This is a genomic window from Cohnella nanjingensis (assembly GCF_014212125.1).
Lineage (GTDB): Bacteria > Bacillota > Bacilli > Paenibacillales > Paenibacillaceae > Cohnella > Cohnella nanjingensis.
In genome coordinates this window covers 73967-86786 of the sequence record NZ_JACJVP010000008.1, presented here as the reverse complement: position 1 = coordinate 86786, position 12820 = coordinate 73967, and the positions used below count along the sequence as shown (strand labels likewise).

The window sequence follows — 12820 nt, the reverse complement described above, 5'->3', positions numbered from 1 at the left end:
CATGCGGGGACGGACCGGCATGAATCTTCTATCTACGGAACGGCAGACGTCAAAAAGCGGCCGGCGCGGACGAAAGCGTCCGCGGCCAACCGCTTTTTCTCTTATGCATTTGCAGAAAGGAGGGACTTCGCCCTACGCGAGTTGGTCTTTGAGGATCTGCGGCGAGCGGTCCCACCATTCGGCGTTGTGTTCCTGCAGCAGCTTGCGCAGCGCGGCCTTGTCGCTCGCGCCCAGGTTCTCCAGCAGGAAGCGGCGCTTGATCGCGGCGTCCATGCGGTTCACATGCTCCGCGAGCAGCTTCCAGCCTCGGCGCGCCTCGGTATCGACGAGCATCTCGCAGGCGGACGCGCCGCCGTAGAAGCTGCCTTCCTCGTCGCGGTCGACCGCGACCCAGACGATCCAGACTTGACGGCCGTTCGGCACGTTGGCTTTGTCCGGGGAGAACTTGATGCCCTTCTCCACCTTGCTCTTGGCGTGCATCGCGCCGACGTCGATATAGGCCTCGTCCCCGTCGATAACGACGGGCGATACTTGGCTCAGATCGATGCTGCCGGCGCCGAAGCCTCTATGTTCCTTGTTGCTGACGACGTTCAGCGCCAGCTTCTTTTTCATCGGTTGCGGATCTTGCGATTGATTGTTCTCCACGTTCCAGCCTCCATCCCCTCGGACTATACCCATTTTAGCGAAAATCGGACGAAAAAGCATCTTTTCGCGGGCGTAAATCCGTCAGACGGAGGGAAGGGTGCGGCACATCTCTACCAGAGGAGAGGACGCGCGTCCCCTTCTCCGCGCCCCGCGACTCCCGACGCCGTTCCCTATCGGTCCGCAGCGCCTTAGTAGCCGGGGATCTCGACCGCCTGAAGCGGATGACCCTCCGCGTCGCAGAGCGTCTCCGCGACCTGCACGTAGGCCCCGTCCTTCAGCTTGTACTTGGTCTCGATCCGGGCGATCGTATCCGGGTGCGACACCCCGATCACCCGCTGCACGGCCGTGATCTCCAGGACGCCGTCGCCCTCGTCGTCGCCCAGCCCGTAGCCGGATACGGGATCGACCCAAGCCTCGATCTTGCGGAACGCCGCCTCCGACTTCGCTTGATCCTCATCGTAGCGGCGGACGTCCAGCTTGATCGTTCCCTTCAGCTTTGTCGTCTTGTCCTCGAATGCGAGCTCTCCGCCGCCCAGATAAGAGACCGCGTAGCGGTCTTTGCCGGCAGACCCCTTGAGGCGCGGGTCCACCAGCTCGAGCAGCGGCTTCCAGCCGTCGGCGGGACGGTACACGCTCAGTCCCTGCGCCCCGCCGGATCCGATGCCGTTGCGGTAGATCAGCACCTCGGGCAGTCCGTCGCCGGTCAAGTCCGCGAGCTTCACTTCGGCATCCTTGCCGTACAAGGCGTCCTCCGGCTGCATCATCGCGAACAGCGTCCTGCCGTCCGCCGCCAACCGCCAGCGGATCGGCTCCCGCGTGGCCGCCAGGTCCGCATAGAGCGCGATGCCGGTCCTTGCGACTTCGCCGTACAAGTCGGCGCTCTCCGCATAGACCTTCTCCGTCGCCGCGATCGGCAGGGTGCCGCCCTCGCTCGTCGACAGCGCGATCGGCGGCGAGTCCGCCGCGGCCGCGGCGGTTCCGAGCGCCGACGCGGCGAACATACCGGCCGCCAACACGCTTGCCATCGGCGTTCTCCAAGTCATGTCCATCCCTCCTCTTGCTATTCTTTACCCCGCCCGGCGCATTCTCCCCCAGCGGGCTCTTCCAAGCTCGTACGAACACACAGATATAATCTGCGGACAACCAACATATACATCCCCTAGATGCTTGTCAACGGGAGGGTTATCCGTATGCCCCATCGCCGCACCTATCGCATGATCGCGCTCGCCGTCTCGGCCGCCGTGCTCATCGGCTCGATGCGTTTCGGGTTCGCCGACGCCTGGGCGTCGCAGTTCGCCTTGCCCGCTTCGGCCCCTGCGCTCGAAGAATCCGCCGCGCCCCAGCCGAAGGCGCAGCCGCAAGCCAGACCCGCCGCGGAGTCCGAAGTCGCCCCCCCTGCTCCCCAACCCGTCGCGCTCAGCAACCGCCTCACGGAGTACCATATCTCCGTCCGGTTGGAGGACGACGGCACGCTGAACGGCACGCAGACGCTAACCTGGAAGAATCCGGGCCGCAAGTCCGTCTCAGATCTGTACCTCCACCTGTATCCGAACGCGTTCTCCCCCGGCAGCACCTTCCTCTCCGAATCGGGCGGCCAACTGCGCGGCGTTCAGATGAAGCCGGGCGGAGACGGCGCCATCGCGCTGACGGAGCTGACGAGCGAGGAAGGCGAGACGCTGCTCCCCCGCGTCCACTACGTGCAGCCGGATGACGGCAACGCGAAGGACCGGACGCTAGCTACGCTGCGCCTGCCCGAAGCCGTCCGGCCCGGGCAAACCGTAACGCTCAAGATGAAGTTCACCGTGAAGCTGCCTCAAGTGTTCGCCCGGATGGGCAAAGCGGGCGACTTCGTCATGGCGGGCCAGTGGTTCCCGAAGGTCGCGGTCTACGAGACGGCGGGGACGCGCGGCCGGACGACCGAAGGCTGGAATCTGCACCAATACCACGGCAACTCCGAGTTCTACTCGGACTTCGGCATCTACAACGTGAAGATCGACGTGCCCGATCGCGATATCGTGGCGGCGACGGGCTTCCAAACCAAGACCGCCGTTCCCAAGGACGGCCGCAAAGTGTATCAGTTCTACGCGGACGATGTCCACGACTTCGGCTGGGCCGCCTCGCCGAACTTCACGACCGTCGAGGATTCCTTCTCGTCCATCGGCGTGCCGGGCGTCCGGATCAAGCTGTATCTCGACCCGCTCCACAAGGACATGGCCGACCGCTACATGCATGCCGCGAAGTCCGCGCTCGCGAAGCTCGGCCAGTGGTACGGCGATTACCCGTACACGACGCTGTCCGTCGTCGTTCCGCCCGGAGACGCCGAAGGCGCCGGCGGGATGGAGTACCCGACGCTCGTCACGGCGGCCGCCGCGAAGGACGACCGGCCCGGCTACGACCTCGAACGCACCGTCGTCCACGAGATTGCCCATCAATACTGGTACGGCATCGTCGCTTCGAACGAATTCGAAGAGGCTTGGCTGGACGAAGGCTTCACGTCGTACACCGAAGACAAGCTCATGGCCTCGATCTACGGCGTCATGCCCAATACGTCGATCGAAGCCAGCTATCTGACCCGGCCCGAAGCGCTGAAGCTCGATTCCTGGAAGTACGGCAGCTCGAATCTCTACGCGGAAAATGTGTACATGCGCGGCAAGCTCGTCTTGAAAGCGGTCGAGGCGAAGGTCGGCGAGCAGACGATGAACAAGATCTTGCGCGCCTACTTCCAGAAGTACCGCTTCCGGCACCCCGGCACCGCCGACTTCCAGAAGGTCGTCGAGAGCGTAACCAAGGACAAATGGAGCGACTTTTTCCAGGCGTACGTCTACCGCGGCGAGATGGCGGACTTCGCGGTGGAGTCGATCGAGACCCGCTCGGACGACGGCGGCGGACTCCAATCCCTCGTCGTGCTCCGCCGCAACGGCGGCAGCCCGCAGCCGGTGACCGTCCTGTTCCATTTCGCGGACGGCACCGCCGTGCGCAAGACGTGGGACAACGTCCAGAATCATGTGCAGCTTCAATTGAAGCATACGTCCCCGCTGCAGTACGTATCGGTCGATCCGATGTTCGACGTCGTCCTCGACAACTATCGCTTCAACAATTACCTGAAGACGGAAGTGCCGGAGAAAGAACGCATCCGGCTCAATGTCGGCCTTAGTCAACTGATCGAGACCGTGCTTGGCAACCTGGCTTGGTGAGGTGAGAAGAATGAAAGGCGCGATACGCAGAGGCTGGGACATGACCCGCCGTCATAAATACGTCCTCGTCGTCCTATTCGTGTACCGGCTGCTCTGGGGGTTCTTTCTGTACCGGTTCATCGATTCGCTCGTCACGACCGTCCTCTCCCGCTATCCCGATCCGCATCCGAACAATGGCGCCGTGCGGCTATTCCTGATCGAAGCCCAATTCCGGCTGCTCAAGACGAATCTGATCGACGAAGTGCTCTGGATGCTGGCAGGCATGCTCTTGATCCGCATGCTCTTGACGCCGCTGCTCAATGCTGGCATCTATTACTCCTTCCAGCATGCGAACGAATCGGATGGCACGCGGGTCATGACGGGCATCCGCAGCGCCTGGAAGCCGGTGACGCTGCTGTATTGGATCGAGAACCTCCTGGCGCTCCTGCCGGCCGCGTGGCTGATTCCGATGGCCAAGACGCAGTATCTGTCGAATCCGTCCGAAGGCGCCTGGCTTCGCGAGATACTCCCCTATGCCGGCGCTTGGGCGCTGTGGGCGTTTCTCCTGCATCTGCTGTTCCTCTTCATGCAGTTCAGCGCCGTCTCGCAGGATCGCTTGCTGTCCGGCCTCGGACGCGCCTGCCGCCAGGCGTTCCCGCTGCTCGCGGTATCCGTCGCGCTGTTCGCGCTAGGCACGGCCGCCTCGCTCGCGATCACGGCCAGTTCCCTGCTCTGGACCGGCTTCCTGACCGTCGCGCTGCATCAGGCCTTCCAGCTCGTGCGCGCCCTGCTCACCCTCTGGACCGCCGCCTCCCAACATCAGCTGTGGAAGCCGGACCACGCGGCATAATCTCTATATATACGGCAAAAATACGGCAACAAAAAACGAGCCCTAGAAGCGATTCTAGCGGCTCGTTTTTTGTTGTTGCGCCGATTTGCGAGACGCGCCCGTCTCTAGGGCCCCCCTCCGCCAGCCCCTTCTCGAAAGACGAGACAAAAAAAGCGCGGTCCCAGCCTTGGCCGACAGGTCGCCATAAGGCCAAAAAAACGTGCGCCTTTTTAATCTTCGACGCCACCGGATGACTTTATTGCATAAGGTAGTGCAGCATTCGCCTCCTGCGAGGGAGGAATGCTGTCATCCTTTTTACGAACGGAAAATGGCGGACGCCCGACGCACGAGCGGCTTAAACCCGCGCCACACCGCTGTTTTTAGCGCATCCGTCGTTCTTTCCGGTCAGCGGACGCTCTCCGTTGCGTCTTGCATTTTTAGCCTTCGGCCGGGGTGTTTTTCCGCCCTAAGTCGGGGGAATTCGGGAATATTAAGGAATTCTAATCTCCGAAAGGCAGGAAAACTGACCCAAAAATCGAATTCCTAGAGACATGTGCGAAAACTGCCGAATTCCCGCGCACAGGGAAATGGGGGAACCATTTAGTACCGGGTGAATTGACTCCGCTCTGCGGGCAGGAGTCATAGGGAACCTTCAACCGAACCCTTCAGCTAACCTCGTAGGCACCTGGAAGGAGTACGTCCGTTTTGCGCAAAGTTTCAGTCCTCATTCTTGCTTTAACCGTTTTCCTCGCTGTTCAGGCTGGCGTCGCCTCCGCGGCTACCAAGCTGGACAGCACGGTGTCCAAGCTGATCGGCATCGACTACGATTACGGGGGCACGACGACGAACGGCTTCGATTGCTCGGGATTCACGTCCTATGTATTCAAGAAGTTCGACTTGAAGCTGCCGCATTCGTCGAAGGAGCAGTTCTCGCTCGGAGACAAAGTGGAACGGGATGATCTTCGTCCCGGCGACCTCGTGTTCTTCAACACGAGCGGCAGCGGCGTCTCGCACGTAGGCATCTACGTCGGCGACAACAAGTTCGCTCATTCCGCATCCAAGGGCGTCACGATCTCGGATCTGGATGAGAAGTACTACGCTAAGCGTTACCTGGGAGCCCGCCGCGTGATGGACTCCGATACTTACAAGGATGTCGCCATCGAGCACGTCTAATCGAGGGCCGTACCTTGCATTGTGGCAGAGACCCGCTGGCGGCGGGTCTTTGTTGCATTTAAGGGGTAAATGGGGGGCTCAGTCTTATGTACCCACCTACTCATAAAACGAATCAGGCTGGCATTTAGTTGCAAATTTTTTTTGTATTTTTAGCCGTTATCCGACGCCCTCTTCGACCGTCGCCCCCCTTCAAAAACGCTGCTAAATGAGGAAGAGCCTGCGCGAACGGCGCAGGCTCTTCCGTTATTTTATTCGAAGTTAAAGTAGGCTTGCGCATTGTTGTAGCCGATGTCCTGCACGATGCCGCCGAGCAGCTCCGGATCGGCCGGCACCTCCCCGTTCTCCGCCCATTCGCCGAGCAGATTGCAGAGAATCCGGCGGAAGTACTCGTGCCGCGTATAGGACAGAAAGCTGCGCGAATCGGTCAGCATGCCGACGAACCGGCTGAGCAATCCCGTATTCGCTAACGCCTTCAGTTGCTCGAGCATGCCGTCCTTCGTGTCGTTGAACCACCACGCGGAGCCGAGCTGCATCTTGCCCGGAACGCCGCCGCCCTGGAAACTGCCGATCGCGGTTCCCAGCACGTACAGATCGTTCGGATTGAGCGAATAGACGATCGTCTTGGGGAGCGCGTCTTCGCGGTCCAGCGCGTCCAGCAGCCGGACGATGGCATCCGATACCGGACCGTCGTACATCGAGTCGTATCCCGTGTCCGGTCCGAGCCGCCGGAACATGCGCGCGTTGTTGTTGCGCGAGGCGTGCATGTGCAGCTGCATCGCCCAGCCTAGCTCCGCGTACCGCCGGCTCAGGAACCGCAGCGTGTACGACTTGTACTTGCGCTCCTCCTCGGCCGTGAAGGACTCGCCGGCCAACGCCTTCCGGTAGACGGCAGCCGCCTCTTCCTTCGTCGCCTCCGCGTAGCCCACGACATCCAGCGCATGGTCCGAGACGCGGCAGCCCGCCGCATGGAAGAAGTCGATGCGATCGCCGAGCGCCCGGAGCAGCGCCTCATAATCCGGCAGCGCGGCGCCCGCGACGCCCTCCAGACCGCGAATCCATGGCAGGAACGTCGCCCGCCCGATCTCCAGCGCCTTGTCCGGACGGAAGGACGGCAGCACCTTCACGTCGAAATCCGGCAGCTCGCGGATCAACCGGTGATACGCGAGCGAATCGGCCGGATCGTCCGTCGTGCAGACGACCTTCACGTTCGACTTCACGATCAAGTCCCTCGCGGAGAGGCCGCCGGCCGCCAGCTTCGCGTTCGCCTGCGCCCAGATGGCCGGGGCGGTGCGCTCGCTCACGATGTCCTCCACGCCGAAGTAGCGGCGAAGCTCCAAGTGCGACCAGTGGTAGAGCGGATTGCCGATCGTCCGCGGCACGGTCTGCGCCCAGGCGAGGAAGCGGTCGTAATCCGACACGCCCTCCCCTCCGGTCACGTAGCGTTCCTCGATTCCGTTCGCCCGCATTGCCCGCCATTTGTAATGGTCGCCGTACAGCCACGCTTGCGTGAGATTCTCGAAGGCGCGGTTCTCGTAGATCTCCTGCGGACTCAGATGACAGTGATAGTCGATAATCGGCAGCGTCTTCGCGTAGTCGCGATACAGCCGCACGGCCGTCTCGTTCCCCAACAAGAAGTTGTCGTCCAAAAAAGATCTCATCCGAATATCCCGCCTCTCTGCGTTCTAATGGAACTTCACCAGATCCGCGACGCGAACCGCCTCCCCGGTCTGGATCGAGCGGTTCGCGGCGATGCCCGTCAGGATCGAGCGGGCCCCGTCGACGTGGTTCGCCGCGCGGTGGAACGGATCCTCCACCGGCGTGCCGAAGATATCGTTCAACAGCACGGGGTCGCCGCCGCCATGGCCGCCTTCCCCTTCCTTCACTTCGACTTCATACGGCGCGCCGAACATCGGCAGCACCTTGATCGATTGATGCTTAAGCGCGCCCTCGTCCTTTTTCTCCCCGCCGGCATTCACGTAAGATTGTTCGACGACGTCCATCTCGACGCGGCCTTTAGTCCCGTTGAACGCGATCCGATAGCCTTCCCATGGCGCGTTCGCGATCAGCGAGTAGGTGAGGATCGCCTGGTTGCGGTAGCGGACGATGACGCCCATCGTATCCTCGATGCTGATCCCGTCTCCGAAGACGCTCTGATCGCGGCGGTACCCGTCCTCGTGCTCGGCATCGAGATACATCGCCTTCAGATGTTCATTGTCGTCCAGCTGCAGCGCGAACGGATCGTCCTTGGCCAGCGGATTGCCCGTCGCCCGCTCGTAGAATTGCGTGACGCCCCGCCGCTCGGCGTTCTCGCGGCCGTAGAACAGCAGATCGCCGAACGCGAACACCGTCTCCGGCTGAGAGCCGATCCAGAAGTTCACCAGGTCAAAATGGTGCGTCGACTTGTGCACGAGCAGCCCGCCGCTGTTGCGCTTGTCGCGATGCCACCGCCGGAAGTAGTCCGCGCCGTGCCTCGTATTCAGCAGCCATTCGAAGTGCACGGACTGAATGCGTCCGATCGTGCCCGAAGCGATCAGTTCGCGGGCTTTGGTGTGGTGCGGCGCATAACGGTAGTTGAAGGTGACCCGCACGTTCCGCCCCGTGCGGTCCACCGCGTCGAGGATCTCCTGGCACTTGCGCGCATCGACGGTCATCGGCTTCTCGGTGATGACGTCGCAGCCGAGCTCCATCGCGCGGATGATGTAATGATGGTGCGTGCGGTCGACGCTCGTGACGATGACGGCATCGGGCTTCTCTATCTCGATCATCCGGTCGAATTCGTCCGAGAGGTAGGTTCTCGCTTGCGGATAGTCGTATTTCTCCGCCAACAGTTTGTTCGCGTAAGCCATGCGCGTGCGGTTGATGTCGCAGAACGCGACCAGCTCCGACGTCCCCCTGTACGCGGTTGCAATCGCCCCGTAGAAAAACTCCGCGCGTCCGCCCGTTCCGACCAATACGTATCTCTTCTTCGCGCTCATCGCCATGAAGCTCCCTTCGTCTGTCTAAGATTAGCTTCATTGTAGGACATCAGAGTGCTATAATTCTGCTAAAATGATGTCCATTTTCTGCTTAACCCCGCTTTTGTTGCGATAGAAGGATGGATATAGGGCGAATCGGTTTGATACTTGTCTGGGACGAGGGAGATGAGGCGCGTGGCGGAGGCGGAGGAAGGGGCTCGCTTCGGTCTGGAGAACGAACTGTATATGGAGTATCGGAGGCGGACCGAACCGTTTACGATGTCGGCGGACCATTATCATCCCTATTACGAGATCTACTATCTCTTGTCCGGCAGCCGGGTCTACTTCGTTCGGGACCGATCCTATCCCGTAGAGCAGGGCGACCTCGTCTTCATCCCGAAGAACGAGCTGCACAAGACGATGCAGGCGGGAGTAGGGGCGCACGAGCGGATCATCCTGCACTTCGGGGACGGGCTCGCGGATTCGCTGACGGCAGCGCAAGCGGAATTGCTGCTCTCCCCGTTCCGGCAGAAGACGCACGTCATCCGCCTGCCCCGGGCGGAGCAGATCGAGATCGACCGCCTCCTGCGCCGGAGCGTGTCGGAGATCCGTTCGCGGCCGCCGGGCTACGAGCTGGTCCCGCGAATGGCGGTTATGGACGTCCTGCTGCAGACCGCCCGCTACCTGCGCGAGCATGAGCCGATGCCGGTAGGCTACGCTACGCCCATGCATGCGAAGCTGACCGAAGTCGTCCGCTATGTGAACGCGCGTTACGGCGAGCCGCTGAAGCTCGGAGAGCTGGCGGAGCGCTTCTACATCAGCCCGCATTACCTCAGCAGGCTGTTCAAGGAGACGACCGGGTTCACCTTCACCGACTACCTGGTGCTCACCCGGGTGAAGGAGGCCCAACGGCTGCTGCGCGACACCGACCTGAAGATCGCGGACATCGCCGTCTCCGCGGGCTTTGACAACTTCTCGCACTTCGGCAAGACGTTCAAGCGAATCGCCCGCCTCTCCCCGCGCGACTACCGCAAGCGGGAACGGGGATAGTCGTGCGAGGGCTAGCAGAGGCGGCAAGCCGGGGCAGATGCGGGTGAGCGGATGTACGTGGTGCTGGTATACTCAATTTCCCGCCTTATTTGAGGCGGATCCGCCGCTGCGCGCCGTTTAAGCGCGGTTTTCCGCCTTATTTGGGCGGAACCGCCGCTGCACGCCGTTTAAACACGATTTTCCGCCTTATTTGGGGCGGATCCGCCGCTGTGCACCGTTTAAGCACGATTTTCCGCCTTATTTGGGCCGGAACTGCCGCTGCACGCCGTTTAAGCACGGTTTTCCGCCTTATTTGGGGCGGAACAGCCGCTGCGCGCCATTTAAACACGGTTTTCCGCCTTATTTGGGACAGACCAGCCGCTGCGCGCCGTTTAAGCACGACTTATTTTGCTTCTTCTCGTTGTCACTTCTTCTAGTTGTCACTTCTTCTCCCACGGATACTCTGCCGCCAGCCGGTCGACCTCGCCCGGCTGCACCTCACGCCCGCCGTAGCGCGCCTGCCCGTAGAGCTCGAGCAGCGCGGCGCGCGCGCCGGCGAACCACGCCCACAGTCCCCCTCGCTCGGCGCGTGCAGCGGACCGGCCCGCTTGCCAAACCTCAAGCTCGGCTACCGTCTCCGCAGGCGTTCGCGCCGGCCGATGCGCGAATCCCTCGCGCATGCCCGCCTGAACGGTATCCTCGTACAGACGGCGCACGCGCGCCTCGGGCGACAGCCCCGCCCACTCTTTGCGCCCCAGCCGCTTCGGCCCGCGGTCGATCCAGCGCTCCTGCAGCCTGCGCAGCACGCGCTCTACATTGAGCAGACTCTCCCGTTCCTCGGTATAGCCGGCATCGTCCGCCTTCGGCTCCCGTCGGCGAATCAGCCGAGCCATGAACGACCGCACCCGCTCCGCCACCGACCGCAGCCAGGCGCGATTAAGCAGATAGCGCCGCAGGAGCAGCCAACAGACGAACAGCGCGGCGGCCCCCAGCAGGCCGTAACCGATATAGTCGAGGATCCGCCAGAACCAATGGCGGCTTCCGCCCGCCTCCGGGAACATCGGGGGCTGCGCTTCGTTCGAAGGCAGCGGCTCGGGCGCAATGTCTTTGGGCGACCCGTGCGGCATCAAAGCGTTGATCCAGCGCGCGATCGTATGCCAGGCGGATAGATCCGTCGTGGCCAGGAAGACAAGCAGCACCACGACAACCAGCAACGACAAGTATTTGCGGCTGGAGGCGGCCACCGACCGCGTCACGATGCCGCTGTTGAGCCCCGCCGACGTCATCATGCCCGCATTGCGAACGTAGAGCAGAGCCACGAACCAACCTACGCCGCAGAGAATGAACCAGAGCCGCTCCGCCGACAGCTCGTGCGTCAGCGAAGCGACGATGAGGCAGACTCCCTGCAGGCCGGTTCCCATCCCGCAAATCCAGAGCCAGGCCAGATCCGCGCCCGCGATCCACGAAACGACGCCGAGTGCGGCCGCGAAGGGCAGAAGCGCCAAGTCGGAATAAGCCGCCCCGCCGAGCAGCGCCAGCAGCAAGACGGCATGCAGCAACGCAGGCGGCAGGCGGCGAATCAGAATCGGCAGCGCCATGCCGACCAGGATCGCCGCCCAAGCCGCTCCGAACCAGACTGCCAGCCCAACCCCGCCCGAGGCAAAGTGATGTATGGTTACGAGGACGGGCGCCCAGACCAGCAGCTCCGCGAGACTTCGCATCAACCGCTTCATACGCTCGCCTCCTTTTCCCAGAAGATCGTAAGCTCCGCGACACTCCGCTTCAATCGCTTCATGCGCTCGCCTCCTTCTCCCGGTAGAGCAGCAGCTCCCCGACACTTCGCATCAACCGCTTCATACGCTCGCCTCCTTTTCCCAGAAGATCGTAAGCTCCGCGAGACTCCGCATCAACCGCTTCATGCGCTCGCCTCCTTCTCCCGGTAGAGCAGCAGCTTCTCCACGCGGTTGCCCCCATGGCGCAGCCGCTCGAGGAGCTGCTCCTGCTTCGGCGTCAGGAACGCCGATATGACGAGCAAGTTGACGCCGCGCATGCCGGATGCCGCCATCTCCTCCAGCACGTAGCCGAGCTCGCGCCGCGTGACCGCTTCGAACCTTGCCATGAGCTCCAGCATCCGGTACAGATGCGCGCGCCCGGCGCGGGGCTCCATCACCAGAGGCACAGCCGTCTCCCCGTCTACTTTGCCGTTATAGACGAGGCCCACCTTGCCGCCGTTGGACAGGAGATGGCGCGCGACCGAGGCCGTATAGCTGATCGCTTCCTCGAAGACCGCCGGCTGGATGCGCCGGTTCTCGGACGCATCGTACAGCTCCGCGTTCAGCAGGATCGTCACGTCGTTGTCGACCATGCTCTCCCGCCGGTTGACGAGCGTCTGCCCCGTCTTCGCCGTCGCGTTCCAGTTGACCTGCTTGAGCGAGTCCCCGCTGCGGTAAGGGCGGACGCCCGCGACCTGATAATGGTCCTCGCGGAAAGCCTCGTGCATGCCGATCGCGCTCTGCATCCACTTGCGCGCGGACAGCGGCAGCTGCTGCACGTCCTTCAGCCGCGGAAAAACCGTGATCGCGCAGTTCGACTCCCGCGTATCCGACACGCTGGAGGCGCCCGACAGATCGCCCAGCGTCAGCGACAGCGACGGGATGCGGTATACGCCTCGCCGCACGCAGACGACTTCGTGCTTGCGCACGACCTTCGTGAACGGCGCCAGGCTGAACAGGCTGGCGTGATTCTGCAGCAGCTGGCCCGAGCTGATCGCGAGCTCCGCGTTCTGATTCTTGAACTGGAGCGGCGAAGGCATCATCGTCTCCACGCGCAGCCACGGCAGCGGCAGCCATTGGCGATTGACGATCCGCTCCAGCATGAACACCGTCTCGCCGGCGAAGGCGTGCGGCTCGCTGAACGAACGCTCGTAGGCGACGCGTCGCAACACCCTGCGGGAGAACAGCAACCGCTGCAGCAGGAAGAGGACGGCGAATATCGTGAGCAGCCAGACGATAATCATC

At 62.4% G+C, this 12820-nt stretch carries 10 protein-coding genes and 1 riboswitch; of the genes, 4 read left to right on the top strand and 6 right to left on the bottom strand.

From position 1 onward, the window contains the following. Positions 1 to 132 precede the first annotated feature (132 nt). Together H7C19_RS07650 and H7C19_RS07645 are read right to left on the bottom strand one after the other, a co-directional pair. Positions 133 to 612 (bottom strand): YwhD family protein, encoded by a 480-nt coding sequence (locus tag H7C19_RS07650; RefSeq protein ID WP_246469368.1) that lies wholly within the window; start codon positions 610 to 612, stop codon positions 133 to 135. Between the two features lie 221 nt (positions 613 to 833). After that, a complete protein-coding gene (locus H7C19_RS07645; RefSeq protein ID WP_185141998.1) occupies positions 834 to 1688 on the bottom strand; it encodes a YybI family spore inner coat protein in 855 nt (284 codons plus the stop codon). Positions 1689 to 1835: 147 nt separating this feature from the next. Between H7C19_RS07645 and H7C19_RS07640 the strand changes: the two genes are divergently transcribed. The 3 genes from H7C19_RS07640 (at position 1836) to H7C19_RS07630 (ending at position 5820) form a co-directional block, all read left to right on the top strand. Then, positions 1836 to 3839, top strand: a complete 2004-nt coding sequence (locus H7C19_RS07640; protein ID WP_185141997.1) for a M1 family metallopeptidase — start codon at positions 1836 to 1838, stop codon at positions 3837 to 3839. Between the two features lie 40 nt (positions 3840 to 3879). Beyond that, positions 3880 to 4668, top strand: coding sequence for a hypothetical protein (locus tag H7C19_RS07635; RefSeq protein ID WP_221469100.1), 789 nt, complete (start codon positions 3880 to 3882; stop codon positions 4666 to 4668). A 532-nt stretch (positions 4669 to 5200) separates the two neighbouring features. Further along, positions 5201 to 5347, top strand: a riboswitch (cyclic di-AMP (ydaO/yuaA leader). A gap of 5 nt (positions 5348 to 5352) precedes the next feature. Beyond that, positions 5353 to 5820, top strand: coding sequence for a C40 family peptidase (locus H7C19_RS07630; RefSeq protein WP_185141995.1), 468 nt, complete (start codon positions 5353 to 5355; stop codon positions 5818 to 5820). Between the two features lie 248 nt (positions 5821 to 6068). On the opposite strand, the gene uxaC is transcribed toward H7C19_RS07630, so the two are convergent. Further along, on the bottom strand, positions 6069 to 7478 hold the full coding sequence (gene uxaC / locus H7C19_RS07625; RefSeq protein ID WP_185141994.1) for a glucuronate isomerase: 1410 nt from the start codon (positions 7476 to 7478) through the stop codon (positions 6069 to 6071). A gap of 24 nt (positions 7479 to 7502) precedes the next feature. Then, complete coding sequence (locus tag H7C19_RS07620) at positions 7503 to 8795, bottom strand: Gfo/Idh/MocA family oxidoreductase (RefSeq protein ID WP_185141993.1); 1293 nt, start codon at positions 8793 to 8795, stop codon at positions 7503 to 7505. Between the two features lie 165 nt (positions 8796 to 8960). Between H7C19_RS07620 and H7C19_RS07615 the strand changes: the two genes are divergently transcribed. Beyond that, positions 8961 to 9824, top strand: coding sequence for an AraC family transcriptional regulator (locus tag H7C19_RS07615; RefSeq protein ID WP_185141992.1), 864 nt, complete (start codon positions 8961 to 8963; stop codon positions 9822 to 9824). A 419-nt stretch (positions 9825 to 10243) separates the two neighbouring features. Here the strand turns inward: H7C19_RS07615 and H7C19_RS07610 are convergent, their stop codons facing one another. Together H7C19_RS07610 and H7C19_RS07605 are read right to left on the bottom strand one after the other, a co-directional pair. Beyond that, positions 10244 to 11536 carry a DUF4129 domain-containing protein gene (locus tag H7C19_RS07610; protein WP_185141991.1) on the bottom strand — a complete coding sequence of 431 codons (1293 nt, stop codon included), beginning with the start codon at positions 11534 to 11536 and terminating at the stop codon, positions 10244 to 10246. A gap of 182 nt (positions 11537 to 11718) precedes the next feature. After that, positions 11719 to 12819: a DUF58 domain-containing protein gene (locus H7C19_RS07605; protein ID WP_185141990.1), complete on the bottom strand. Its 1101-nt coding sequence runs from the start codon at positions 12817 to 12819 to the stop codon at positions 11719 to 11721. Position 12820 lies beyond the last annotated feature (1 nt).

Bases quoted from the DNA above. Each gene is read 5' to 3' on its own strand.
- H7C19_RS07650 (WP_246469368.1), bottom strand. From the start codon at position 612: ATGAAAAAGAAGCTGGCGCTGAACGTCGTCAGCAACAAGGAACATAGA.
- H7C19_RS07645 (WP_185141998.1), bottom strand. From the start codon at position 1,688: ATGACTTGGAGAACGCCGATGGCAAGCGTGTTGGCGGCCGGTATGTTC.
- H7C19_RS07640 (WP_185141997.1), top strand. From the start codon at position 1,836: ATGCCCCATCGCCGCACCTATCGCATGATCGCGCTCGCCGTCTCGGCC.
- H7C19_RS07635 (WP_221469100.1), top strand. From the start codon at position 3,880: ATGACCCGCCGTCATAAATACGTCCTCGTCGTCCTATTCGTGTACCGG.
- uxaC (WP_185141994.1), bottom strand. From the start codon at position 7,478: ATGAGATCTTTTTTGGACGACAACTTCTTGTTGGGGAACGAGACGGCC.
- H7C19_RS07620 (WP_185141993.1), bottom strand. From the start codon at position 8,795: ATGAGCGCGAAGAAGAGATACGTATTGGTCGGAACGGGCGGACGCGCG.
- H7C19_RS07615 (WP_185141992.1), top strand. From the start codon at position 8,961: ATGAGGCGCGTGGCGGAGGCGGAGGAAGGGGCTCGCTTCGGTCTGGAG.
- H7C19_RS07610 (WP_185141991.1), bottom strand. From the start codon at position 11,536: ATGAAGCGGTTGATGCGAAGTCTCGCGGAGCTGCTGGTCTGGGCGCCC.
- H7C19_RS07605 (WP_185141990.1), bottom strand. From the start codon at position 12,819: ATGATTATCGTCTGGCTGCTCACGATATTCGCCGTCCTCTTCCTGCTG.